General features: G+C 66.0%; 19 protein-coding genes and 1 tRNA gene. 11 read left to right on the top strand and 9 right to left on the bottom strand.

What is annotated here, in order from left to right:
• Window positions 1-30 precede the first annotated feature (30 nt).
• Window positions 31-510, bottom strand: coding sequence for a hypothetical protein (locus GYH34_RS21985; RefSeq protein ID WP_244635188.1), 480 nt, complete (start codon window positions 508-510; stop codon window positions 31-33).
• Window positions 511-628: 118 nt separating this feature from the next.
• Here GYH34_RS21985 and GYH34_RS16645 point away from each other — a divergent pair, with 118 nt between their 5' ends.
• Entirely contained in the window at window positions 629-1,471 is an 843-nt protein-coding gene (locus GYH34_RS16645) for a hypothetical protein (RefSeq protein ID WP_161914552.1), read from the top strand.
• A 17-nt stretch (window positions 1,472-1,488) separates the two neighbouring features.
• Here the strand turns inward: GYH34_RS16645 and GYH34_RS16640 are convergent, their stop codons facing one another.
• A complete protein-coding gene (locus GYH34_RS16640; protein ID WP_161914551.1) occupies window positions 1,489-1,905 on the bottom strand; it encodes a group III truncated hemoglobin in 417 nt (138 codons plus the stop codon).
• A 118-nt stretch (window positions 1,906-2,023) separates the two neighbouring features.
• Entirely contained in the window at window positions 2,024-2,905 is an 882-nt protein-coding gene (locus GYH34_RS16635) for a helix-turn-helix transcriptional regulator (RefSeq protein WP_161914550.1), read from the bottom strand.
• A gap of 255 nt (window positions 2,906-3,160) precedes the next feature.
• Here GYH34_RS16635 and modA point away from each other — a divergent pair, with 255 nt between their 5' ends.
• Together modA and GYH34_RS16625 are read left to right on the top strand one after the other, a co-directional pair.
• Window positions 3,161-3,967 (top strand): molybdate ABC transporter substrate-binding protein, encoded by an 807-nt coding sequence (modA, locus tag GYH34_RS16630; RefSeq protein WP_161914549.1) that lies wholly within the window; start codon window positions 3,161-3,163, stop codon window positions 3,965-3,967.
• A gap of 81 nt (window positions 3,968-4,048) precedes the next feature.
• A complete protein-coding gene (locus tag GYH34_RS16625; RefSeq protein ID WP_244635187.1) occupies window positions 4,049-5,584 on the top strand; it encodes a TldD/PmbA family protein in 1,536 nt (511 codons plus the stop codon).
• Window positions 5,585-5,747: 163 nt separating this feature from the next.
• Here GYH34_RS16625 and GYH34_RS16620 read toward each other — a convergent pair whose 3' ends face one another.
• The 4 genes from GYH34_RS16620 to GYH34_RS16605 all read right to left on the bottom strand — a co-directional run bounded on the left by GYH34_RS16620 (window position 5,748) and on the right by GYH34_RS16605 (window position 10,617).
• A complete protein-coding gene (locus GYH34_RS16620; protein WP_348983901.1) occupies window positions 5,748-8,456 on the bottom strand; it encodes a TonB-dependent receptor in 2,709 nt (902 codons plus the stop codon).
• 127 nt (window positions 8,457-8,583) lie between these two features.
• Entirely contained in the window at window positions 8,584-9,528 is a 945-nt protein-coding gene (locus tag GYH34_RS16615) for a FecR domain-containing protein (RefSeq protein WP_244635185.1), read from the bottom strand.
• 85 nt (window positions 9,529-9,613) lie between these two features.
• Window positions 9,614-10,159, bottom strand: a complete 546-nt coding sequence (locus GYH34_RS16610; RefSeq protein ID WP_161914546.1) for an RNA polymerase sigma factor — start codon at window positions 10,157-10,159, stop codon at window positions 9,614-9,616.
• An 86-nt stretch (window positions 10,160-10,245) separates the two neighbouring features.
• Complete coding sequence (locus GYH34_RS16605; RefSeq protein WP_161914545.1) at window positions 10,246-10,617, bottom strand: hypothetical protein; 372 nt, start codon at window positions 10,615-10,617, stop codon at window positions 10,246-10,248.
• Between the two features lie 277 nt (window positions 10,618-10,894).
• Between GYH34_RS16605 and GYH34_RS16600 the strand changes: the two genes are divergently transcribed.
• Window positions 10,895-12,154, top strand: coding sequence for a metallopeptidase TldD-related protein (locus GYH34_RS16600; RefSeq protein WP_244635183.1), 1,260 nt, complete (start codon window positions 10,895-10,897; stop codon window positions 12,152-12,154).
• Window positions 12,155-12,172: 18 nt separating this feature from the next.
• On the opposite strand, the gene GYH34_RS16595 is transcribed toward GYH34_RS16600, so the two are convergent.
• Window positions 12,173-14,677: a DUF6165 family protein gene (locus tag GYH34_RS16595; RefSeq protein WP_244635180.1), complete on the bottom strand. Its 2,505-nt coding sequence runs from the start codon at window positions 14,675-14,677 to the stop codon at window positions 12,173-12,175.
• Window positions 14,678-14,951: 274 nt separating this feature from the next.
• Here GYH34_RS16595 and GYH34_RS16590 point away from each other — a divergent pair, with 274 nt between their 5' ends.
• The 5 genes from GYH34_RS16590 (at window position 14,952) to GYH34_RS16570 (ending at window position 21,683) form a co-directional block, all read left to right on the top strand.
• Window positions 14,952-16,559, top strand: a complete 1,608-nt coding sequence (locus tag GYH34_RS16590) for a globin-coupled sensor protein (RefSeq protein ID WP_161914542.1) — start codon at window positions 14,952-14,954, stop codon at window positions 16,557-16,559.
• 325 nt (window positions 16,560-16,884) lie between these two features.
• Entirely contained in the window at window positions 16,885-19,662 is a 2,778-nt protein-coding gene (locus GYH34_RS16585) for a PAS domain S-box protein (protein WP_244635178.1), read from the top strand.
• Entirely contained in the window at window positions 19,659-20,348 is a 690-nt protein-coding gene (fixJ, locus tag GYH34_RS16580) for a response regulator FixJ (protein ID WP_161914541.1), read from the top strand. Before GYH34_RS16585 ends, fixJ begins: the two co-directional genes overlap by 4 nt.
• A 168-nt stretch (window positions 20,349-20,516) precedes the next feature.
• Window positions 20,517-20,993: a hypothetical protein gene (locus GYH34_RS16575; RefSeq protein WP_161914540.1), complete on the top strand. Its 477-nt coding sequence runs from the start codon at window positions 20,517-20,519 to the stop codon at window positions 20,991-20,993.
• A 93-nt stretch (window positions 20,994-21,086) separates the two neighbouring features.
• A complete protein-coding gene (locus tag GYH34_RS16570) occupies window positions 21,087-21,683 on the top strand; it encodes a Yip1 family protein (RefSeq protein ID WP_161914539.1) in 597 nt (198 codons plus the stop codon).
• Window positions 21,684-22,116: 433 nt separating this feature from the next.
• Here the strand turns inward: GYH34_RS16570 and GYH34_RS16565 are convergent.
• Window positions 22,117-22,193 (bottom strand) — tRNA-His (locus tag GYH34_RS16565).
• Window positions 22,194-22,355: 162 nt separating this feature from the next.
• Between GYH34_RS16565 and GYH34_RS16560 the strand changes: the two genes are divergently transcribed.
• Window positions 22,356-23,180 (top strand): carbon-nitrogen hydrolase family protein, encoded by an 825-nt coding sequence (locus GYH34_RS16560; protein ID WP_161914538.1) that lies wholly within the window; start codon window positions 22,356-22,358, stop codon window positions 23,178-23,180.
• A 228-nt stretch (window positions 23,181-23,408) separates the two neighbouring features.
• A complete protein-coding gene (locus GYH34_RS16555) occupies window positions 23,409-23,747 on the top strand; it encodes an integration host factor subunit alpha (RefSeq protein WP_018266370.1) in 339 nt (112 codons plus the stop codon).
• Window positions 23,748-23,776 lie beyond the last annotated feature (29 nt).

Here is a 23,776-nt window from a genome sequence, read left to right as displayed (position 1 = left end):
CGCCGCTCGGCGGCGCCCGCTTCGAAATGCTCAGTTCGGATTGCGAGCGGCGATCGCCTCATATTGCTCGCGGGTCAGGCGGAAATAGCCGCGGCCGCCGGCGCGCGTCTCGTATTTGTCGCCGGCGCGCTGGCACAGCAGTTTGTACCAGGCCTGCTTGTCGAGATGGGCGGGAAGGCCATTGATTTCCCAGACGGTCGTATCGGGGCGGAAGCGCACCATGATGATGACGCTGTCGCCGACCGCGGTCGCGACGCTGGCGTCCTTTTCCACCGGCTCGACGGCCACAGGAATATTCGCGACAACATGGCCGGCTTCGGTCGTGACCTCTGAAGAAACATTCGGTTGCACATCGTCCTCCATATTCGCCGGCTCGCGGCGTTTCCGATTTGTCGGGCCATCGATGGGCCGGCCGAGCCGGCGTCTCCGCCCGAGACGTTTCGTTCTATGCGAGCCGTATACCAAACTATATTGCAAAAGTTCCAGACTGGCGGTCCGCGCCTGCGGCATTCGGGCGCAGCGCGCCGGGGCGGCGCGCGCCGCCCCGGCTGGCGCCGATTTCGCGACAAAGGCCAGAATCTTGCTAGGGTCCTCAATCCCTCTTCACCTCAGCCGAAGTGAGCCCGTCATGTCAGAGAGACATTCCTGCGTTCTCGTTCTCGGCATCGGCGAAACCGCGTCCGCGATAGCGCGTGAGCTGTTCCTCGCCGATCATATCGTCGCCGTCCACGAGGCGGCGCCGCCGCCCGATCTCCGCCGTAAGATGACGTTTTCGGACGCCTGGTTCGACGGCTCCAGCGTTCTCGAGGGCGTGGAGGCCCGCCGCGCCGATCTCGTCGCTGAATTCATGCTCGGCCTGCGCAGCCGCATGTTCGTGCCGGTGCTGACGCATCCGCTCAACGAAATTCTCGAGCGTTGGCCTTGGGAAGTCGTCGTCGATGCGGAGATGAATCCGCGCAAGGACCCGTTCTCCGTCAAAAATCTCGCCGGCCTCACCATCGGCGTCGCGCCGGGCTCGATCCCGGGCGAGAATTGCGATCTCGCCATAGACGCTTATGGCAAGGATCCGGGCGCGATACGCCGCCCCGGCGAAGGCCCCGGCCCGAGCTGCGAGGCGGACCCGCCGGAGGCGGAGCCGGTGCGCGCTCCGGTCTCCGGACTCTTCAAAATGCGCAAGGACATAGGCAATATCGTCGAGGCGGGCGAGGCTTTTGGAGAGATCGACGGCGCTCCCGTGCCGGCCCCCTATGGCGGCCGCATTCGCGGCATCATCAAGCAGGGCCGGGCGGTCGCCAAAGGCACGCCGCTCGCCGATATCGCCGCCTCGACCGGCGCTCAGGTCGCCGGCATGACGGCGCGCAACCGGCTCATCGCGCGCGGCGTCTCCTTCGCGATCGAGATGCAGGCGGAAGGCTGGACGCCCTTCTCCTGGGACGCGTTTCTGGAAGGCGGCGGCGGCCTCTCGATCTGAGCGGCCGCGCTACTGCTTCAGCGCGGGGGCAGGCGCGAGGGCTTGCCATCCGCTCCGGTGAAGGGAAACAGCCCGCCTTGAAAGCATTGTGACATATGTGTCGCTTTGGCGATGGCCTCCTCGGCCTGCGCCGCGGGAAGATTCTCGCGCGCCGATTGCGTGAACAGCTCCACCCAGCGGGCGAAATGCTCCGGCTCGACGGGCAGGTTTATGTGAACGGCGAAAGGATGGCCCTCGTAGCGATCTGTGCCCAGCAGCGACTTGGACCAGAAATTCGCGATGATCTCGAGATGATGGTCGAGCTCGGGGATCGCGCTGAAAATCGGCCCCAGCAGCGGATCGGCCAAGCCCTTGTCGTAGAAGGCGCGCACGCAGGTCGTGATCGCGGCCTCGAGCGTCGTCCGCTCGGCGGTCGCCTCGGTGGAAGCCGACATTGTCTCTCCTCCTGTTCCTTCAGCGATACAGCAAGGCGGGCGCCAGCGCGCTCGGCCAGAGTCTTTGTTTTGACGCGCTTCCAACGCCGAACCGACGCCCGCTTCGGCCGGAAGCGCTCTAATCCGCGTTGAAGCGCACGGCTCCGAATTGCGAGAGGTCATAGCCGCCGAGCCGCGCGGCGCGATCCTGAAACGTCTCGCTCGCGCAAAAGCGCATGAGCGTTTGCCATGGCGGATCGAAATAGGCCTTGCGCCAGACCACGAGATCGAAGCGCTCGACGATCTGCGGCGCGAAATCGAGGCCGAACTGGCGCGCGCAGGCCTCGAGGCCGAGGCCGACGTCGGCGCCGCCGGCGGCGATGGCGGAGGCGAGATCGGTTTCCGAGCGCTCCACGGCGGGAACGAGGCGCAAATGCTCGCGCTTCATATTCGCCCGCGCGAGCAGCTGGGTGAGGACGAGCTCGCTGCCGGCTTCCGGCTGGCGTGATTGAAAGGCGAGGTCGCGCACATCGGCGAGCCCGTCGATGCGCCGGGCGAGACCCTTGCGAAACATCAGCCCGCGGCGGCGCTTGGCCCATTCCACGACGACGATCGGCTCGCCCGCGAGCCGCCGCTCGACAGTCTCGATATTCCAGCCGTCGCCCGGCTCTGGAATATGCAGCCCGGCCGCGATGCAGCCGCCCGCGGCGGCGCGCTCCAGCCCGTCCAGCGCGCCGTCGAGCAGCGCCGCGACGCCGCAGCGCGATTCGCGCAACGCCCATTCGAGCAGCGGATCATGGCCGCCGGCGACGACGAGCGGGCGCGTCGCCGCGCCTTCGCCGCGCGGAGCCCGGCCGCTCGCGCCCGCGGCCAGCCACTCCTCGATCTCTAGGCGGGGAAACAGCAGCTTGCCGGTGACGCGGCGCACCGGCAAGGCGCCTTCCGCGGCGAGATCATAGACCTTGCGCTCCTTGACGCGCAGCAGCGCGGCGAGCTCCCGCGTGGTGAGAAATTCAGACATTGTGCGTTTTTTCCGAGACGCGGAAAATTAGCATAGCGTCCGGCCGTCGACAATCGCGCGATACGAGCTTCCAACCTCGTGATTCGTGCCTAGTGACCATAGAGGCCGGCGTGCGAGCGCTGCTCACGCGTCTGTGCCGTCGTGATCGAGTGCTGCTTTTTCATGCAAAATCATGCAAAAGACTCTCGGCTAGGCAGAATATATGCATAACTACGGTCAGGCTCACACATCGGGCCGATCATCGGAGACGTTCTCATGGTCAAAATGGCAAGTCTGGCGCTGGTCGCCGCTTTTCTGTCGCTGAATATTCCGCAAGTCCGCGCCGAAGCTCCGGCGGCGAGCGCCGACAACGCGAGCGGCTCCAAGACAGTCACCGTGTTCGCCGCCGCGAGCATGAAAAACGCGCTCGAGGAGGCGGCCGCCGCGTACAAGAAAAAGACCGGGGTCGAGGTCAAGCTCAGCCTCGCTTCGTCGATGGCGCTCGCAAAGCAGATCGAGTCCGGCGCTCCCGCGGATATTTTCGCGTCCGCCGACACGGCCTCCGCCGACTATCTCTCCTCGCAGGGGCTGCTGAAGGCGGAGACGCGCACCAATCTGCTCGGCAACTCGCTGGTGATGATTGCCCCCAAGGTCGCGGGGATCAAGAAACTGGCGCTGGACAAGGCCTCGATCATGAATGCTCTCGGCGAGAGCGGCCGCATGGCCATCGGCGATCCCGCCTCCGTTCCGGCGGGCAAATACGCGAAAGCGGCCTTTCAGAAGCTCGATCTCTGGAACGACCTCGAATCCCGCTTCGCCCTGACCGAAAATGTGCGCGCCGCTCTGACCTTCGTCGCGCGCGACGAGGCTCCGCTCGGCGTCGTCTATCAGACCGACGCCAATTCGGATCCCAAGGTCGCCGTCGTCGCCACGTTCCCCGCCTCGTCGCACGCGCCGATCGTCTATCCGATCGCGCTGACCGCCAGCACCTCCAATCCAGAGGCCGCCAAGCTGCTGAGCTATCTGAAGGGGCCGGAGGCGGCGCGGCTCTTCTCCAAGCAGGGCTTCACCATTCTCCACTGAGGCCTGCCCGGCATTTCCCTCTCCGTCCTCGCGAGGCTATTGTCACGAGTGACAAGCCGATCAGACGGAGAGGGATTGCTCGTGACGCTCCAAAACCCTCGAGACGCGCAGCGACTAACGAAGCAAAGCGCGGCTCCGCGCTTTCATTTCGATCGCGCTCGCGCCTTCGCTCTCGCCGAGCGGGCGCTCGCCTCCGCGCTCAGCGGCGGAGCGAGCTATGCCGATATTCGTCTCGGCGAGACGCGCCGCCAATTCATCCAGGCCAAGGAAGACCGGCTCGACGAATTTTACGAGCGCGCCAGCCCCGGCTTCGGCCTGCGCGTGCTCGTCGACGGCTGCTGGGGGTTTTATGGCGCACGATCGCTGGAGCCGGCCGCTCTAGCCGCGGCGGTGGAGCGCGCCATTCACAACGCCCGCGCCGTCGCGTCCATACGCGTCACACCCGTGCAGATCGAGGAGACCGAGCCGCATGTCGCCGAATGGATCATGCCGCTCGGCGTCGATCCTTTCGCGGTCGATGCGCCCGCCAAGGTCGAGCGGCTCGTCGCCGTCAATGCGGCGGCGCTGGCGGCGGGCGCGGATTATTGCGTCTCGTCCTTCGCCTTCGCCACGGAGGAGCGGCTCTTCGCCGACAGCCGCGGCAGCCGCATCTTCCAGTCGCGCACGCGCACGCAACCCTCTTTCGAGGTCACGCTGATCGACAAGGCCTCCGGCCGTTTCGCGTCGCGCGAGAGCCTCGCGCCGGCGCGCGCCGCCGGCTGGGATTATGCGCTCTCCTGCGATCTCCTCGGTGAGGCGCGTCAGGCGGTCGAGGATGCGCGCCAAAAGCTCTACGCCAAGCCTGTCGAGGCGGGCGTGACGGATGTGGTCATCGATCCCACCAATCTCTGGCTCACCATTCACGAGACCGTCGGCCATTCCACCGAGCTCGATCGCGCGCTCGGCTGGGAGGCGAATTTCGCCGGCACCTCTTTCGTCAAGCCGCATATGCTGAACAATCTGCGCTTCGGCAGCGAGCTGATGACGATCAAGGCCGATCGCTCGCAGGAGGGCGGCCTCGCCAGCGTCGCCTTCGACGATGATGGCGCGCCGCGCGAGCGCGCGGAATTCGAGATCGTCTCCAAAGGCGTGTTCCGCAATTTCCAAATGGCGCTGGGTCAGGCGCATCTCATCGGCGCCGAGCGCTCCAATGGCTGCGCCTATGCGGATGATCCGACGGCCTTTCCCATTCAGCGAATGCCGAATATCTCGCTCGCGCCCAATCCCGAAGCCTGCAAGCTCGAGGAGCTGATCGGCGGCGTCGAGAAGGGACTCTATATCGTCGGCGCGGGAAGCTGGAGCATCGATCAGCAGCGCGACAATTTCCAATTCGGCGGGCAGATGTTCTACGAGATCCGCGATGGAAAGCTCGGCGAGCCGGTGCGCGACGCCGCCTATCAGGGCCGCACCATACAGTTCTGGAATTCGCTCGATGGGCTCGGCGACGCCTCCACCTATAGGCTCTGCGGCACTTTCACCTGCGGCAAGGCGGAGCCGATGCAACTCGCGCCCGTCTCCCATGGCGCGCCGGCCGCGCGCTTCCGCGGCGTGACGGTGCTTAGCACGGCGCGCGACTGACGGCCCCCTCCCTCACCCTCCCCCGCTACGCGGGAGAGGGAAGGCGGCGAGGCGACGCGAAACGCCGATGACGCGCGCAATCTGCTCCCTCTCCCGCGTAGCGGGGGAGGGCTGGGGAGGGGGCTCGCGCATCTTGGCCTTCTTCGACGCGAACGCGTGACACTCAGAATTTGAACTTCACCCCTCCGATGAAAGCGCGCGGCGAGCCGGCGATGATCGACGCGCCGGTCGAATTGGCGAGCAATGTCGCGGGCGTCTGCACGGCGGTTCCCGTCATCAGCGTGTTGGTCAGCACATTGGCGCCGGCGACATAGGTGCGGTCGAAGAGATTCTTCACATCGAAATAGATCTCTATGTTCTTCACATAGCTGCCCTCTATGGCGCGGCTGTAATGCACATTGAGATTGACGAGCCCATAGCCCGGGATCGACGTCAGATTGGCGTTGTCGATCGTGTAGGAGCTCTTGAACACATATTCGACGAAAGCGCCGAGGCCTTTGAGATCGCCGTCTGGAATGTCATAGCCGGCGCGGCTCGTCAGAGTATGCGTCGGCACATTGGGGATGCGATTTCCCGCGCGATTATAAGAGACGGTCGATGAGAGATTGTCCCAGAAATTGGTGAAATACTGGTCGTTATAGGCATAGGCCGCGATGAATCGCCAACCATCGAAAGGCCGCCAATCGACGCTCGCCTCGACGCCGCGATGGATCGAGGAGGGCGCATTGAGCTGATAGCTGACGAGACCGTTCGCCTGAGTGAGGATCTCGTTGCGGAACCATTCATTATAGAGCGTGACGCTCGCCGTCAGATTTTTCGTCGGCGTCCAATCGACGCCGAGATCGACGCCCATATTGGTCTGCGCCTTCAGCGAGGTGTTGTTGCCTGCGCCCGTCGGCGTATTGGTGAGATACATGAAATTCGGCGTTCCATAGCCCGTCGCATAGCGCGCGCGGAATTGCCATTCCGGGCTGTAACGATAGGTGAGCGAAGCCTCCGGCGCCGTGTTCCAATAGTCATTGTCGACGCCGACCTCCGTCGGCCGCGTCATGGTTCCATTGCTCGCGTAATTATAGACGGTGTAGACGCCGGAGATTCTGTTCCAATTGGAGCTGAAGCCGATCGCCGCGGTGAGTTGCGGCGTCAGCGCAATCTCTTCGCGCGCGCGAATGCTCAGATTGGAGTGATTGGATTCGATATTGCCGACCGCGCCGCCGATCGCGCCGTAACCCCACACATTGGGAACTTGCGAATACAGCGGATTGACGCTTTTGAGACCGTCATAGAAGAAGCCGAGATAATGCGTCGCCGGCAGGCCGAAGATCGCGCCGTGATTGGTGATGTCGGTGGAGGCGCTGAGGCCATAGGACGGACCGCGGATCGCGACCGGCCCGCCGAGGCCGCCGAAAATAGCGGGGCCGACCTTCGGCGGCGGCCAGGTGCTGTTGATGTAATCGAGATAATCATAGGAAAATTGCGTGCGCCATGTGGTGGCGTTGTCGAAGTCGTGCTCATAGCGTAAGCCGACGATATCGCGCATCACATGCCAATGCGTGCCGAGCTGCCAGACGCTCTGATTGGAGAGCCCCGAGGCGCCGCTGGTGAAGGAGCCGTTCGCCGGCACATAGAGATTGTTGCAGAAGGGAAGATTGGCGGGCGTCGCTATGCGGCAATTGACATTCTTGCCATAGGGATTGGTGTAGAATTGCGTCAGCGAGCTGCGGTTCATGAATTCCGCGAAGGAGCTGCTGGCGAGAAATTTGAACGTCAGCCGATCGGTCGGAACCGGCGTCCAAGTGGCCAGAACCTTGCCCTGGTCGAATTCATGCGCGCCGCGTGCGAGATAGCCGTCGCCGCGTGTGTCGGAGCCGAAGATCGCAATGTCGAGATCGCCGAGATCGCGATCGGTGAACTTCTTTCCGGCGCGCAGATAATTGTTGAAATAGCCGAAGCTGCCGAATTCCGAGCCGGTCTCGACGCCGTCGATCTCCTTGCCGGTCAGGCTGCGGAAATTGATCGCGCCGCCATAGGCGTAATTGCCGAACATAGCGGAAGAGGGACCACGATAGACGTCGACGCCGGAGAAGGAGTGCGGGTCCAGCATGTCGGTGCGGCCATTGCCGTCCGCGGTGACGATCGGAAAGCCGTCCTCATAGAGCATGATATTGCGGACGGTGAAAGGATAGGTCATGCCGAGGCGATTGCCGGAGCCGCGGATCGACGGCAGCAGCTCGCGCGGAATCGTGCCTTGCGAGATGGAGACGCCGGGACTGTATTGCAGCATGTCCTGCACAGTCTGCATCGGCGTCGTTTCGAGGAATTTGTGATCGACGGTCGTGACTGTCTGCCCGGGCGGATCGCGATAGATCGGCTGCCTAGCGCGTTCGGCGTCGAAGCCCGGCGCATTGGAGACGCCGTTCGCGCGCTTTTGCTCCGCGCCTATGTCGATCGGCGGCAGCTCCTCGCCGCTGGCGTCGGTCATGGTTCCGCGCGCGGCCTGCGCGAGAATGATGGAGACGGAACGGCCGTTCTCCGACAGGCGATAGGAGAGGCCGGTGCCCGAGAGCAGCCGGTCGAGTCCTTCGCGCACCGAATAGGCGCCGACGACGCCGCGCGTCCGCATCGCCTCTGTGAGGCCGACGTCGAAGACGATATGCAGGCCGCTGCGGTCGGCGAAAGCGTTGAGCGCCGTCTCCATGGCGCCGGCGGGAATGCGATAGTCGCGCAGCGCCCCGTCACGCTCCTGCGGCGAGATGGAGGCCTGCGCGCTCGTCACCGGAGCCTCTGCGCCGAGCGTCATCGCGCTCAGCGCCAAGGCGATCGCCGTCGAACTCATATTCACGCCCTCGCCTACCGACTTCTTCCTCGCCATGGCCATTTCGTCCCGCCGTCGCAACGCCCGCCATAGAGTTCGGGCTCTCGGGAACAGGACGCGGCAGGCGGAAAAAGCGGAACCTCCTACGCTCGAAAAAATTCGCGCGCAGATGAAGCGTTCAAATTCAATACAGAAGGATCAGATAGCTGGTGACATGGATGGCGCGCAGGCCGAGCGAGGCCTCGATCTCCGCCAAGGATTGCAGGGCGTCCTCCTGCGCGCCGAAGACGCCGGAAATGCGGCGGGCGCAGATCGCGCGATCGACGCAATAAATATAGCCGCGATGATAGCGGCCGAGCGCGGCGAGCACATCGCCGAGCGGTTGGCGATTGACGATGAGCTTGCCGCGCCGCCAGGCGGTCGCCGTGTCGATATCGACGCTCTCCGGCGCGCGCGCCGGCGCGTCGCGCTCGAAGGCGGTCTGCTGGCCTTCCTCGACGATCGTGGTGTTGCCGCCGCTGGCGACGCCGACGCGGTGCTCCGTCACAGTGATGCGCGCGCCGGATTTTTCCAGCGCCACATCGAAGGCGGTGCCGAGCGCGGTGATACGGCCGTCGCCCGCCTCGACCACGAAGGGGCGCGAAGCGTCGGGCGCCACGTCGAACCAGGCTTCGCCCGAGAGGAGCCGGAGCCGCCGCTCGCCCGCCGAATAGCGCAAAGCGATTGCGGAGCGCGAGTCGAGCAGCGCATGCGAGCCGTCGTCCAGCGTCACCAGCCGTTTCTCGCCGACGCCGGTGAAATGGTCGGCCTCGAGCCGCATGACGATCTCGTCATAGGAGGCGAAGACCGCGACCGCCGCCGCCGCGGCGAAGGCGAGGGCCGCCGCCCGCATCCCGCGCGCGGCGCGCGGCGCCGGCCGCATGCGGCGGGCGGGGCTCATGCCGGCGAGGCGGCCATACATATGCAGCACCTCCTCGAAGGCTGCCGCATGCGCCGGCTCGGCGCGCCAGGCCGCGAAGGCGGCCGTCTCCTCGGCCGAGAGCTTCCCCTCGCGCAAGCGCACGAACCATTCGATCGCGGCGTCCCCGGCTTCGTCCGGCGCGGGTTCTCTCGCCTTATCCCCGGTCATCTCTGCTTCCGTCCTCGAGGCGCCGCGCGCGACAGTATAGATGACGCGGCCCTGGCGCGAGGCGGAACCTCGAAACGGGAAAAAATCACTCGGCCTCGCTCCGCAGCGCGGCGCGGCAGGCGCGCAGCGCGAGGCTGACATGCTTGCGCGCCATGCGGTCGGATATGTCCATCCGCCGCGCCACTTCGGCGAGCGGGACGTCATTATAGATATGCAGCTCGAAGGCCTCGCGGCAGCGCGGCGGCAATGTCTCGATGGCCGTTCTCAGCAGAGCCGAGCGCCGCTCATAATCGAGTCGTTCCTCGATCGGCGCTTCCGGCGCCGGCGGGTCGATCACATAGTCGCCGAATTGGAGGTGGCTTTCCTCGGTCTTGCGGCGGCGGGCGAAGTCGCGGGCCAGATTGACCGCGATCTGCTTGAGAAAGGCCGGCGGGTCCTCGATGGTCTCGGGCCGGTCGTGGCGGACCATGCGCAGGAACGTCTCCTGCAGCAGATCCGGCGCGTCGACGGCGCCGACCTTGCGCACGAGAAAGCCGAAGAGATCACGCTTATGGGCGAGGAACAGCTCGCGAAACCGCCAAGGTTTGGCGTCCGCAGGCCGATCGCCGCGCGACGAGATCGATCGAGACAAAGGAAACGCCCTGGCTGGCGCGCGAGCGCGATGGAACCGAAAAGTCGAGACCGGCCGCTCGCCCGAGGGGCGAGGGCATTCGATTTTCAGACCGATGGCGGCGCGCGCGAGGACCAGGAACTCGCCCAGCCGAGCGGCGGCGCGCGCGGCGACAGCGCCCGCGCGCCGATGCTGGCGACTCCGTCCGGCCGCAGCGAAAGCGGCGCGGCGATGGGCGCGAGGGCGGGCGGCTCGGCGCCGCGATCCGAGCACAGGACGCAATGATGCTCGCCGGCGTGATGGGCGAGGGGCGTTCCGTCGCTGTCGCGGGCGGCGGCGCAGAGCGTGTTGGCCGAGAGAGCGGAGGAGAGGCCGACATCGCCATGCGCGCGCGCTATCGAGCCGAAGAGGGCGACGGCCTGCAATAGGGCGAGAATCACCGTTGCGCAGGCGAGGAGCCGGCGCGCCGGGAGGCGCATGGAGGAGAATGTCCTCATCGAGCGCAAAAATAGGTCCGCTGTAATTCCCGGGTCAATGATCGGGCGCCGCCGTGGCCCAATATCCGAGCCGCTGTTGCGCGGCGGCCACAGTCGCGGCCGCGCCAGACGCTTTCGAACGGCGGACAACCATCTTATCATGCGACCGCCGGCCGCCGCCGGACACGTCGAATGAGAAAGGCCGGCCATGTTCCTGACGCGAGACGACGCACTCGCCCTCGCCGATCGTTTGCGGTCCCTGTCCGCGGCGGAGTCCTGCGTGATCCGTATCGACGGCGAGGAGGCGCAGAGCCTGCGCTTCGCCGGCGGCGGCGTCACCACCAATGTCGCGACGGCGCGCGTAAGCACGCGTATAGAATCGCATATCGGCGGGCGGGTCGGCTCGGTTTCGGTCGGCGGGCTCGAATGGGAGGAGCTCGCCCGCGCCGTGGCGCGCTCGGAGGAGATCGCGCGCCTCTTGCCGGCGGACCCCGAATTTCTGCCGCCGCTCGGCGCGCAAACCTATCCCGAGAGCGCCCGCTATGACGAGGCGACCGGAGCGCTCGATCTTCGCTTTCTCGCCGAGGCGACCGCGTGCGTCGTCGCCGAGGGGACGGCGCGAGGCGTGAACATGTTCGGCTGCGCGGCGGCCGGCCGCCGCTTTTCGGCGCTGGCCTCGAGCGCCGGACTCTTCGCCTATGATCGCGAGAGCTTCGTCGATCTCTCGACCACCGCGCGCCAAAAGAGCGACGGCTGGTCCGGCTGGGCCGGCGCTCGCCATTTTTCGGTCGCGCAGCTCAATCCCGCCGACATCGGGCGCCGCGCCGCGTTGAAGGCGGCGCGCGACGAGGAGCCGCTCGATCTCGAGCCCGGACGCTATACGGTGATATTGGAGCCGACGGCGGTGGGCGAGCTCGCGCAATGGCTGATATGGATGCTCCGCGCCCGCCCGGCCGACGAGGGCCGCAGCTTCTTCTCGCGCGCCGGGGGCGGCACCAAGCTCGGCGACGCTCTGTTCAGCGCCGATTTCTCCATGCGCTCCGATCCGCGCGACCCGATCGCGCCGGAGGCGCCCTTCGGCGAGGAAGGGCTCGCGCAAGAGGCGCGGCTGTGGGTGGACAAGGGCGTGCTGAAGACGCTCGCGCGCCCGCGCTATTGGGCGCAGAAGACCGGCGCAGACGCCATTCCGGCGGCGCATAATTTCACCGTCGCCGGCGGCGCGACGAGCCTCGAGGAGATGATCCGCGGCGTGCGGCGCGGCATATTGGTGACGCGTTTCTGGTACACGAATATGGTGGAGCCGCGCGGCCTGCTGCTCACCGGGCTGACGCGCGACGGCAATTTCCTCATCGAGAATGGCGAGATCGTCGCGCCCGTGCGCAACATGCGCTTCAACGAGAATCTTCACGGCGCCTTCTCGCGCATAGCGGCGATCGGCGCGAGCGAGCGCGTGAAGACCGAGATGGGCGGCGCGGCGATCTCGGCCCCGCCCATGCTGATCGAAGGTTTCGAATTCTCGTCGAGGTCGAGCGGCATCTGACCAGTCGCCAGCGAAAGCTCACGAGGCGCGCGGGGCCTCGTCGTAGGATTTCTCTTCCACGATCAGAGATCCGCAGGCGAGATTGATGCGCTTCTTCAGCGCCGCGCGATGGTCGTTGCGCTGATAGACGCTACGCGCCAGCGCGATGAATTGCGGCCCGAAATCGCCCCGCTTCTCGCAATTGCGAATATCGTCTTCAATGTTCCACAGCGCGAGATTGGTCTCCTCGAGCTCGCGCGCCAGCGCATCCAGCGCGCCGCCGATAAAGCCGCGCTCCTCGCGCAGTCCCTGTAGCAGAGCGAGCTCGCGCGCCACATTGGCGAGCTTTTCGGCGTCGGCGATCTTGCGCGCCTTTATCTCGAGGATGGTGATGCGGTCGATGAGCTCGCCGACCGAGCCCGGGATGAGAATGGCGTCCGCCTCCGCCGCCTTTCGGCGCGGCGCGGCGAGCGATTCCAATTCCTGCGCCATGCGCGCGAAGACGTCGCTCCAATCGCCGCGCTTCTCCTGACGGAACAGCCGCGCGCTGCGATACCAGGGGCTGTCCTCGCGCTCCAATTGCCAGCGCCATTCCGGCGCATGCTTGATCGCGATCCATACCGGCTTGCCGAGCGCGCCGGCGAGATGGGCTATGGATGTGTCGATCGTCACGACGAGATCGAGGTTCTCGATGACGGCCGCCGTATCGACGAAAGCGTCGGCGCCGGAGTCGAAATCCTCGCCGAAGGACATGACGCGCATCGGCGCGTCGCGCAATTGATCGGCGCCGAAATTCTTCTGCAGACTATAGAGCCGCACGCCGGCGATGGCGCCGAGCGGCGCGAAGGCCGATAGCGGCGCGGCGCGCGCATGGTCGGAGCGCGAATGCGCGCTCCCCTGCCAGGCGATTCCGACCTTCAATCCTTCTCCGGCGAGACGCTCGCGCCACATCGCGACGCGCTCCGGCTCCGCGGAAAGATAGGCCTCGCCCGGTATCGTCTCCGCGCGCGTGCCGAAGGCGCGCGGCAGGCTGCACAGAGTGACGCAATAGTCATAGGCCGCATCTGGCGTCGGAGCGGCGATGATCTCGACATTCTCGCCGAGGCCGCGCATCAGGCGCAGCAGGGCAGGGCGGCAATGATAGGCGACTTTCGCGCCGGCCTTCGCCAGCAGAGGCGCATAGCGAATGAATTGCAGCGCGTCGCCGAGGCCCGCCTCGTCGAGAATGAGAATGGATTTGCCGGCCAGCGGCTCGCCGCGCCATTCCGGCCAACGATAGGCGATCTCTGTCTTGGGGCGATCGTCGAGCACCCAGCGATGCTCGAACAGATCGAGGCCCTCCGCGAACTCGCCGCGCAGCAGCAGCAGCGTGCCCTTGTTGGCTTTCGTCTCCGCATGGCGCGGATCGATCGCGAGCGCGCGGTCAAATTGCGCGTGCGCCTCGTCGAAGCGGCCGAGCTCCTTCAGCACGATGCCGCGGCCGCAATGAACGTCCGGCTCATCATCGACGAGGCGCAGCGCCGCGTCGAAGGAGGCGAGGGCGTTATCGAGATCGGAGCGGCGCATCTCCACCATGCCGCGACAGCGCCAGGCGAGCGCGAAGGTCGGATCGGCGGCGATGGCGGCGAGCGCGCAAGACTGCGCCTCCTCGAGCCGGCCGAGCTCGAACAGGCACATGCCGCGATTGGTCAGCAGCTTCGGGTCCTGCGGCGCGCGCGAGAGGGCTGCGTCGAATATTGCGAGGGCGGCGGCGTAGCGCTTGGTTTCGTGCAGCGCATTGGCCTTGGTCAGCAGCGCCGGAACATGGTCGGGCGAAAGGCTCAGCACCGTGTCGCAGAAGGAGACGGCCTCCTCGAAGAGGCGCAAGGCGACGAGCGCCGCGAGCGCGCCATCGGCGGCGTCGAGACATGTGGGATCGAGCGCGAAGGCGCGCGCGAAGCAATCGAGCGCTTCCTCATGGCGCGCGAGGCGCGCGAGCGAGACCGCCTTGTTGCGCAGCGGCGCGGGATCGCCGGGAAGAAGCGCGATGGCGCGGTCGTAATCTTCGATCGCGCGCGCATCCTCGCCGATCGCATGCAGCGAGAGGCCGCGATTGGCGAAGCCCTGCGCATGGCCGGGCGCGCGCGTCAGCAATTGCCCATAGGCGTCGACGGCCTCGGCGCTGCGTCCCGTCAATTGCAGCGCGACGCCGTAATTCAGCCAACCCTCGACATTGCCGGGATCGAGCCGCAGCGATCGCGCGTGATCGGCGATCGCGGCCTGTGGCCGTCCAGACTTTTGCAGCGCCACCGCGCGGCCATAGAGCGCCTGCGCATGATCGGGCTCGATCGCGATCGCTTTGCCGAAATGGTCGATTGCCGCATCATCCTGTCCGAGCGAGACGCGGACGAGGCCGGCGAGATAGCTCGCGAAGGCGTGGCCGTCGACGAGCGCGCGGGATGCGTCGATTTTACGCACAGCGGTCGCGAGATCGTCCGCTCGCAGGCTGGCCATGAGATCGGCGAGCAATTCGCTCGCATCGGCGGGCCGCGGCGCGGTGGCCAAATGTCGTTTCTGCTGTTTCGATTTCAACGAGCTAGCCTCGACGCAGAGGGACGAAGATTTCGACTAGCGAGGCGAGCTTGTCTCGAACTGACGTCCAATATTTTACTGATGTGATAATGTTTCAGCGCCACAGGACTGTGCGATGCAATGACGAATTGTGACATGTTAGTAATGCCGAAACTTCCCATATCGCTTAATCCGTAAGCACGGGAGCGCGCGAATTTGATTCGCGGAGGCGGCGCGCCCGATGGTTAACGAATTGCGGGAGCAAAAGATGGCCGAGTCTTCGAAGAGCAGCTCGTCTCTGGACGACAGTTTGGCGTTCATGGACATGAATGAGGCGGCCCGTGGCGCATTGCGCCAGGCCAAGCCCGTCATCTCCAAGGCTCTCGGCCCGGCTCTCGACGCTTTCTACGAGAAGGTTCGCGGCGACGCGAAGTTGCGCGGCTTCTTCTCGGACGAGCGCCATATGGCGGCGGCGAAATCCGCTCAGATGCGCCATTGGGCGCAGATCACCGAGGCCGAGTTCGGCGCGGAATATGTGCGCATGGTGACGGCCGTCGGCCAGGCGCACGCCCGCATCGGCTTGGAGCCGAGCTTCTATATCTCCGCCTATGCGCTCATCACCGAGCGTCTCATTCAGGCCATTGTCGAGGACAATCTCTCGGGCTCCATGCTCGCCGGCAAGGCGCGCGTCGATCGCACCTCCCGCTGCGTCGCCGCGCTCGCCAAGGCCGTCTTCCTCGACATGAATCTCTCGGTGTCCGTTTATCTCGACGTTCTGCGCGAGGAGCGCCGCACCGCCGAGGCGCAGCGCGCGGAGGCCGAGGCGCATCAGCGCCATGCGCTCGACATCATGGCGCATGCGCTCGAGGAGCTGGCGCGCGGCGATCTGCAGCGCCGCGTCGTCGACAAGCTCGACGGCGGCTTCGACAAGATCAAGGAAGATTTCAACAATGCGGCCGCCAAGCTCGGCGCCGCCTTCGCCGATGTGGGCGCGTCGGCGAGCGCGATCCGCTCGTCGAGCGTCGAGATCGCCAAGGCGTCCGACAATCTCGCGCGCCGCACCGAGGCGCAGGCCGCCAATCTCGAGGAGACGGCCGCCGCGCTCGAGGAGATCACCGCGACGGTGAACAAGACCGCCGACAGCACGCGCCATGCGAGCGAGGTCTTCGATGTGACGCGCTCCGACGCCGAGAAGGGCGGCGCCATTGTCCGCGACGCCGTGGAGGCGATGCGGCGCATCGAGAATTCGACGCGTGACATCGGCAAGATCATCGGCGTCATCGACGAGATCGCCTTCCAGACCAATCTCCTCGCGCTCAACGCCGGCGTCGAGGCGGCGCGCGCGGGCGAGGCGGGACGCGGCTTCGCCGTCGTCGCCTCGGAAGTGCGCGCGCTGGCGCAGCGCTCGGCCGAAGCGGCCAAGGAGATCAAGGCGCTGATCGCCGCCTCGACCTCGCAGGTCGAGAATGGCGTGGTGCTGGTGACGGAGACAGGCGCTGCGCTGGAGCGCATCGTCTCGCAGGTCGGCGAGGTGAGCCGCGTCGTCACCGATATCGCCGCCGGCTCGCGCGAGCAGGCCACGGGCCTCACCGAGGTCAATCGCGCCGTCGGCCAGCTCGACAGCATGACGCAGCAGAACGCTACAATGGTCGAGGAGACGACTGCGGCGAGCCACAGCCTCAGCCATGAGGCGGAAGAGCTCGCGAGCCTCATCTCCGTTTTCCGCATCGAGCGCGGCGAGAGCGCGCGTCCGGCGGCCGCTCCGCGCGCGAGCGAGCGGCGCGTCGAGGCGGCGCCGGCGCGCCGGCGCGTCGCATCCGCCGGCGGGCGCGGCGCCTCGGCTTCCGCCACGGATGAGGGCTGGGAAGAGTTCTGACCGCGCCGCAGCGCGATCGATTAGAGACCGCTTCTTGACAGTATGCGCCAGATGATTGATCTGGCGCATATTTTTTTGCGTGCGCGGCATAGTAGAGCAAAAGAGCGCGCTAAGTAGTTTCCACAGGAAGCCGGCCGGCCGCGCCTGCCTTACAAGCCACCGAATCCCTAAGCGAGGCGCGAGCTTTCGCCTCTGAAGCGCGTCGCCGACGGCTCGAACGCGACGTCCGCAAATTCGCGCGGCCTGCAGCCGCGCCGTGGCGGGAAGGACCTTCCCGGCTCGGGCGCCCCATGACGCCCGCGTCTTGGAAGGGGAGAGGAAGCCGGTGGACGAACAGGGCGATCAGCTTCAAGATCTCGAGGATCTGCGGCGGCTTCTTCTCGAGGCCGGACAGAGCGGCGAGCGTCTCGGCGCGCGAAGGGCGCCGGCTGCGTCCCGAGCGTCACGCGAGGCGACCGAGCATTTCTGCCGTCGCCTTCTCGAGCAGATGCGCGAAGGCTCGATCGAGCTTTCGCCCGATGGCGTCATCCTGCATTGCAATCGCCAGTTTCGCGAGATGATCGGCCGCCCGGCGGCGCAGCTGATCGGCGACAGCATTCTCGATCATATCGCGCCCGATCAGGGCGAGCGCTTCGCCGCCTTCTTCGCGACGACGGAGGCGGCGAGCCGCGAGTTCGAGATTCGGCGCGCCGACGGCTCTCTGCTGTCGGCGAGCGTCGAGCTGGGCGCGCCGGCCGAGGATGCGCGGCCGCGCCTCGCCATCGTCACCGATCTCACGCAGATGAAATGGATGGAGCGCTCCTTCGCCGCCAATGAGGCGTTGCGCGAGCGCGAGAAGTGGTCGCGGCTCGCAGTGGCCGCCGGCGGCGTCGGCACTTTCGACGTCGATCTCGTCGGCGGGACGAGCCGCTTCTCCGTCACCATGCACGAGATTCTCGGATTGGCGCCGGATCAGACGCTCTGCTTCTCCGAGGCGGGCGCACTGCTGCTCGAGGCGGACAAAGGCGATTTCGAGCGCAAGTTTCTCGAGGCGTGCGCGGGCGCCAAGAATGGCGAGTGGAGCCATGAGATGCGCATCAGGCGCATGGACGGCGCTCTGCGTTGGATCGCCCTCGCCGGACAATTCGAGTTCCGCCGCACCTCGCGCGGCGTCGTCGCGACGCGCGCGATCGGCGCCGCCATCGATGTGACCGATCGTCGCGAGATCGAGGATTCTCTGCGGCGCAGCAATGAGCGCCTGCGTCTCGCGCTCGCGGCCGGCGCAATCGGCTGCTGGGAATACGACATCGCCGCGGGCGTCACCGAGGCCGATCAGAAATATCGCGAGATCTATGGCTTTCTCGCCGATCAGCCGCTCTCGCCGGAGGTGATCTTCGCCATCGTGCACGAGGATGACGTCGCGTCGGTGCGCCAATCAGTGCGCTCGGCGATCGATCCGCACGGCGAGGGGCGTTATCAGGCGGAGTTTCGCATTCACAGAAAGCGCGACGGCGCGCTGCGCTGGATCGCGTGTCGCGCTCAGGCCTTGATCGAGAACGGCCGCGCCGTGCGGCTCATCGGCGTCGTCAGCGACATCACCGAGAAAAAGGCGATCGAGTCCGAATTGCGCGAGAAGGCGCGGCTCGCCGATCAGCTCGCCGGCGTCGCCGCCTCGGTGCCCGGCCTCATCGCCTCTTATCGGCTCGGCCCCGACGGCAAGGCCTCCATGCCCTACGCCTCGCCCAATGTGGAAGACATTTATGGCATGGACGCCGAGACATTGCGGCAGGGAGTCGACGGCAAGTTCGCGCGCGTCCATGCCGACGATCTGCCGCGCGTGCTCGCCAGCATCGCCGAATCGGCGCGCTCGATGAGCGTATGGCGCGAGAGCTACCGCTATAATCATCCGCGCAAGGGCTGGATTTGGGTGGACGCGCAATCGAAGCCGACGCGCGAGCCCGATGGCGCGACTCTGTGGCACGGCTATCTGCAGGACGTCACCGAGCGCAAGCGCATAGAGCAGGCGCTGGTTGATAAGGAGGCGCGTCTCTACGCCACGGTGGAGGGGGCGCATGACGCCATCCTCACCGTCGACGAGAAAGGCGCGATCCAATCGCTCAACTCCGCCGCCGTGCGCATGTTCGGATATGCGAAGGCGGAGGCGATCGGCGCGCATGTCGAGACTCTGGTGCCGGTGCGTCTCTTCGGTGGTCGCAAGGCCGGCGCCGGCGCCTGCTTCATGGAAGGGCGCGAGTCGCTCGGCAATGTCGTGGAGACGCAGGGCCGTCGCAAGGACGGCGGGCTGTTTCCCGTCGACCTCGCGGTCAGCGAAGCCTCCTATCATGGATGCCGGCTCTATATCGCTTTCATCCGCGACCTTACCGAGCGTCGCAAGATCGAGGCGCGCATGCAGAAGCTGCACGCCGAGCGGCTGGACGCGGTGGGCGAGCTCGCGGCCGGCCTCGCGCATGAGCTCAATCAGCCGCTCTCGGCCACGGCCATCTATCTGAAGGCGGCGCGCCGCCTGCTGCAAATGCCGGTCGAGCAGCGCCCCGCCAATGTGGAGGACGCGCTCGACAACGCCGCGACGCAGATCGTGCGCGCCGGCCAGATCATCGCGCATTTGCGCGAGTTCATCTCGCGCGGCGAGCCGGACAAGACGCTGCAGAATTTGCACGACATTCTCGACGAGGCGTACGAGCTCGTCATCGTCGAAGCCAAGCAATCGGGCATAAATGTCGTCTTTCGCCTCGACGCCGCCGACGATCGCATTCTCGCCGATCGCGTGCAGATCAAGCAGGTGCTGGTCAATCTCATGCGCAATGCGCGCGATGCGATGAGCGCTTCGCGCACGCGTCGGATGACGATCTCGACCGTGCTTTGCGGCCGATCGATGGTGCGGGTGGATGTGGCCGATACGGGCGCCGGCCTCTCCGAGGAAGCGCGCGCGAGCCTTTTCGAGCCCTTCGCGACGACGAAGGCGAATGGTCTCGGAGTCGGCCTCACCATCGCGCGCTCCATCGTCGAGGCGCATTACGGAAAAATCTGGGCCGGTCCCAATAGCGACGGTGGCGCGACATTCAGCTTCACGCTGCCGCTGGCCGCGATGGAGGAGGAAGAGTGAGCGAGCCGACCGTGCATGTCATCGACGACGACGCCGCCGTCCGCGACGCGCTGCGCTTGCTGTTGCGAACCGAAGGCCATGAGGTGACGACGCATGGATCGGCCGTCGATTTTCTCGCCGGAGTCGATCGCGCGGCCACGGGCTGCATCGTCACCGACGTTCGCATGCCGGAGATGACCGGCATAGAGCTGCTGCTGAAGGTGAAGAACATGGGGCTGTCGCTGCCGGTGGTGGTGATCTCCGCCCATGCCGATGTGCCGCTCGCCGTGCAGGCGATGAAGGAAGGCGCGCTCGATCTTCTGGAAAAGCCCTTCACCGACGAATCGCTGCTCTCCGCCGTGCGCCAGGCGCTCGCCTATGACAGCGGCAAGCGCGCGCGCGATCTGCAGGCGCAGGAGATTCAGCGTCGGCTCACTACGCTGACGAGCCGCGAGAACGAGGTGCTCGCCGCGCTGCTGCGGGGCCAGCCCAATAAGATCATCGCCCATGAGCTCGGCATAAGCGTGCGCACAGTGGAGGTGCATCGCGCCAATGTGATGGCCAAGATGCAGGCCGGCAGCCTGCCGGAGCTGGTGCGCATGTCGCTGGTGCAGGCGCCGCGGGCCGAGCGCGAGGCAGGGGGCCAGAGCGAACCCAACGGCGAGGCTACGGGCCAGTCGACAGGCGAGCCGACGGGCGAGCGATGATGCGGCGAGGCGCAGGCTCTGCTACCCTTCATGCATAGGTAGTAAAATTCGAGATTTCACGCAGGCATCGAAAGACCGGCGACGGCCGCCGGACGGCCGAGGCCGCATTTTGGAACGGATCCGACTGTGTTTCGATCGCCGACCCTCGACCCGCGACCAAGGGCCATATTGGTTTGCATCGCCGAGACGCGCCATCTGCGCGAGCCGCGGACGGCGCGAAAGCCTGGCGCTCTCGAAACGGCCGGCGCGAGACTGCTGCGACGGTGGGAGGCGGCCGGGCTGCCGACCGTCTTCGTCGAGCGCGATCTCGCTTTGGAGCGGGCGGGCTCCGCCGACGCGGCGGCGGGCGAGACCTCGCTGCGCGCCGAGGCGCCGTCGCTGCTGCGCGACGCCGGCTTCCTGCGGCTGTTCGAGGGCCTCGGCGGCCCGCTGCTGATTCTGCTCGGCGACGCGCTCGGCGATCTCGCTCTGGAGACCGCGATCGACGGATTTCTCGCCGGCCATCCGATCATCGTGGTGAAGGACGCCTCACCCTCTCCGCTGGACGGAAAGGAGGAGAGCGCCGCGGCGCTGCCGCTCCTCTCCTGCTTCGCGCGGCTGATGGGGGCGGAGGAGCTGGCGAGGGAGTGGACAGGCGTCGACTGATCCCCCGCCATGGCGCAGCGCGCGCTTGTTTCGGCGCGCGCCTTGGGCCAGTCTCCCGCTGCGGCGCAACAGGGCGAGGCAGGGGAGTAGAGCATGGACATCAACGAGCGGCTCCGGGACATTCTAGAGCGCGCCAGGCGCATCATATCGTCGCCCAAGACGGAGTGGGCGGCGATCGAGGCGGAGCAGACGACCGCTCTCGATCTCTATCGCAATTACATCCTCTATCTCGCGGCGGTGCCGGCCATCGCCAATTTCCTCGGCGGCTGGCTGTTCGGCTTCTCGCGCGGCTCCAATATCGTGCATTACTCCTTCTTCACCGGACTCATCCGCGCGGCGCTGCAGTATGGGCTCGGCCTGCCGCTGCTCTATGGCGTGGCGCTGGTGATCTCGATGCTCGCGCCCAGCTTCGAGGGCAAGCGCGACGATCTGCGCGCGCTGAAGCTCATCGCCTATTCCTACACGCCGATCTGGCTCGCCGAGATCTTCGGCCTCGTCCCGGGCCTGCGCTGGCTCGACGTGCTCGGCGTCTTCGCCGTTTATCTCTTCTATGTCGGCGTCTCACGAATGATGCGCAGCAAGGAGGAATATTCGGACGTCTACACGGCGGCGGCCCTGGTGCTCGGCATTGCGGCGTCCTTCCTGCACGGCATGATCGTCCATATGCTGGTCCCGGCGCCGACCGTGTGAGGCGGGGCAGGGCGCGATTGGAATATTCGGACGGCGAGCCCATGGGCTCGCCGTTTGCCTCTCTTCCCTGCTCTGGCGTCGCGCTTCTCGCAATTTCTCACGCCGCCACGGCGCAGGAAACGCTTCCGAGCATCGACATCGGCGCCCCGACGGACGACGATCGTAAAGCTCGCGCGTCGAGCGCCCCGCCGGCCCCGCAGCTCGCCCGGCCAGCCAATCGCCATGAGGCGCGCGATCCACGATTTATGACCTGCGCCGACGAGCCGGCTCTCGCCAGGGGGCTGTCCCCACCCGCACGCGGATAGTCTCTGCTCTTACCGGAGCGACGCTGGACGATTCTCTCGCATGGCCGACCGAGCCGATTTTGCCGCGGAGCCGCCACGCCCCAGCCTTGCTGCGAGTTTTTGATTTTGCTGCAAGTTTTTGATTTTAATGGTACCGCCACCCCGACTTGAACGGGGGACCCCCAGATCCACAATCTGGTGCTCTAACCAACTGAGCTATGGCGGCACGTCGGCGGGGCGGAAACTAGAAGCATCGCCCCGCCAATGCAATGCAGAAATGCAGGAAGCGAAGCGAAAATTTCTGCGTTTCGTCGCCGCCGCGCCGGTCTAGAATGACGGCTCCGATTGCGGCGGCGCCGCACCCTTCCTGCTCGTGAGACGTGAAGCGATGAAAGCCACCCTGGTCCAGATGAATTCGGTCAGCGACAAAGCCGCCAATCTCGCCGCCGCCCGGGCGCTCATCGACCAGGCCGTTCGCGAGGAGCGGCCGGACTGGATCTGTCTGCCGGAGGTTTTCGACTTCATCGGCGGCAATCGCGCCGACAAGGCCGCCGCCGCCGAGGAATTGCCCGGCGGCCCCGCCTATTCGCTCTGCAGCGCCCTCGCCCGCGAATATGGCGTCTTCATCCACGCCGGCTCCATTCTCGAGAAGGCCCCCGGCGAGGAGCGCCTCCACAACACCACGGTCGCCTTCGACCGCAGCGGCAAGGAAGTGGCGCGCTACCGCAAGATTCACATGTTCGACATCACCGCCCCGGATGGCGCGCAATATCGCGAGAGCGCCGCCTTCAAGCCCGGCGAAGCGGTCGTCACCTATGATTGCGAGGGCCTCACCATCGGCTGCGCCATTTGCTACGATCTGCGCTTTCCCTATCTTTTCCAGGCGCTCGCCGACAAGGGCGCGGATATCGTCGCCCTCCCTTCCGCCTTCACCCTCGTCACCGGCAAGGATCATTGGGAGGTGCTGGCCCGCGCCCGGGCGATCGAGATCCAGGCCTATTTCTGCGCCCCGAATCAGACCGGCGCGCATAAGGCCGGGCATGAGACCCGCGTGAGCTATGGCAATTCGCTGATCGCCGACCCTTGGGGCCATGTGGTCGCCCGCGCATCGGAGGGCGTCGGCCTCGTCTCGACGCGAATCGACCGCGACCGCATCCGTAAGGTCCGCGCCATGATTCCGGTCGCGAGCCATAGGGTGAGCCTGCCCGGCTGAGCGGGCGGCGGCGCTGCGTTTACGATCTAACCAGCGGAGCCGTCAGGGGAAATCCCAGGCGCTCTTGCGCGATTCGGCAAAGTGTGGCTACATTATTGTTTAGACTGCCGACAATCCATCAAAACAGGATAGCGCCGCCAAAAGGCGCCGGCAGAAGGGGGGAGCAAAAATAATGGCCTCGCGAACCACGAGCCGCGAAGCGGGCAGGCTTGCGCCCGCATCCGTAGCATGACGAAGAAAATCGAGCCAGGGCGCACTTTGACGCGGGCGTCCCTGCGCGAGGCCGTGTACAGCTGTTGTCCAACGCTGTCGCGCGCCGAAGCCCGCCAAATCCTCGACGCCACCTTCGAGGAGATCAGCGAAGCCCTCGTGCGAGGGGAATCGGTGAAGCTGCGATCCTTCGGCAGCTTCAACGTTCGCGCCAAACGCGAACGGATCGGCCGCAATCCCAAGACCGGCGTGGAGGCGCCGATCTGCTCGCGCAAGGTGTTGACCTTCAAGGCGTCGCCCGTGCTCATCGCGCAGGTGAACGGGCTGCCGATCGAGCATTTGGAAGAGGCGGACTGACCGCCCCTCCAGGAAAAGCGCAAATGCGA

The sequence above is a fragment of the Methylosinus sp. C49 genome, assembly GCF_009936375.1.
Lineage (GTDB): Bacteria > Pseudomonadota > Alphaproteobacteria > Rhizobiales > Beijerinckiaceae > Methylosinus.
Note: the sequence above shows the minus strand (reverse complement) of the source record. Positions and strands in the feature narration are given on the sequence as shown.

What these genes read in the sequence shown, in the direction of transcription:
- GYH34_RS21985 (WP_244635188.1), bottom strand. Translation starts at nt 510, where the DNA reads ATGCCGCAGGCGCGGACCGCCAGTCTGGAACTTTTGCAATATAGTTTG.
- GYH34_RS16645 (WP_161914552.1), top strand. Translation starts at nt 629, where the DNA reads ATGTCAGAGAGACATTCCTGCGTTCTCGTTCTCGGCATCGGCGAAACC.
- GYH34_RS16640 (WP_161914551.1), bottom strand. Translation starts at nt 1,905, where the DNA reads ATGTCGGCTTCCACCGAGGCGACCGCCGAGCGGACGACGCTCGAGGCC.
- GYH34_RS16635 (WP_161914550.1), bottom strand. Translation starts at nt 2,905, where the DNA reads ATGTCTGAATTTCTCACCACGCGGGAGCTCGCCGCGCTGCTGCGCGTC.
- modA (WP_161914549.1), top strand. Translation starts at nt 3,161, where the DNA reads ATGGTCAAAATGGCAAGTCTGGCGCTGGTCGCCGCTTTTCTGTCGCTG.
- GYH34_RS16620 (WP_348983901.1), bottom strand. Translation starts at nt 8,456, where the DNA reads ATGGCGAGGAAGAAGTCGGTAGGCGAGGGCGTGAATATGAGTTCGACG.
- GYH34_RS16615 (WP_244635185.1), bottom strand. Translation starts at nt 9,528, where the DNA reads ATGACCGGGGATAAGGCGAGAGAACCCGCGCCGGACGAAGCCGGGGAC.
- GYH34_RS16605 (WP_161914545.1), bottom strand. Translation starts at nt 10,617, where the DNA reads ATGCGCCTCCCGGCGCGCCGGCTCCTCGCCTGCGCAACGGTGATTCTC.
- GYH34_RS16590 (WP_161914542.1), top strand. Translation starts at nt 14,952, where the DNA reads ATGGCCGAGTCTTCGAAGAGCAGCTCGTCTCTGGACGACAGTTTGGCG.
- GYH34_RS16570 (WP_161914539.1), top strand. Translation starts at nt 21,087, where the DNA reads ATGGACATCAACGAGCGGCTCCGGGACATTCTAGAGCGCGCCAGGCGC.
- GYH34_RS16560 (WP_161914538.1), top strand. Translation starts at nt 22,356, where the DNA reads ATGAAAGCCACCCTGGTCCAGATGAATTCGGTCAGCGACAAAGCCGCC.
- GYH34_RS16555 (WP_018266370.1), top strand. Translation starts at nt 23,409, where the DNA reads ATGACGAAGAAAATCGAGCCAGGGCGCACTTTGACGCGGGCGTCCCTG.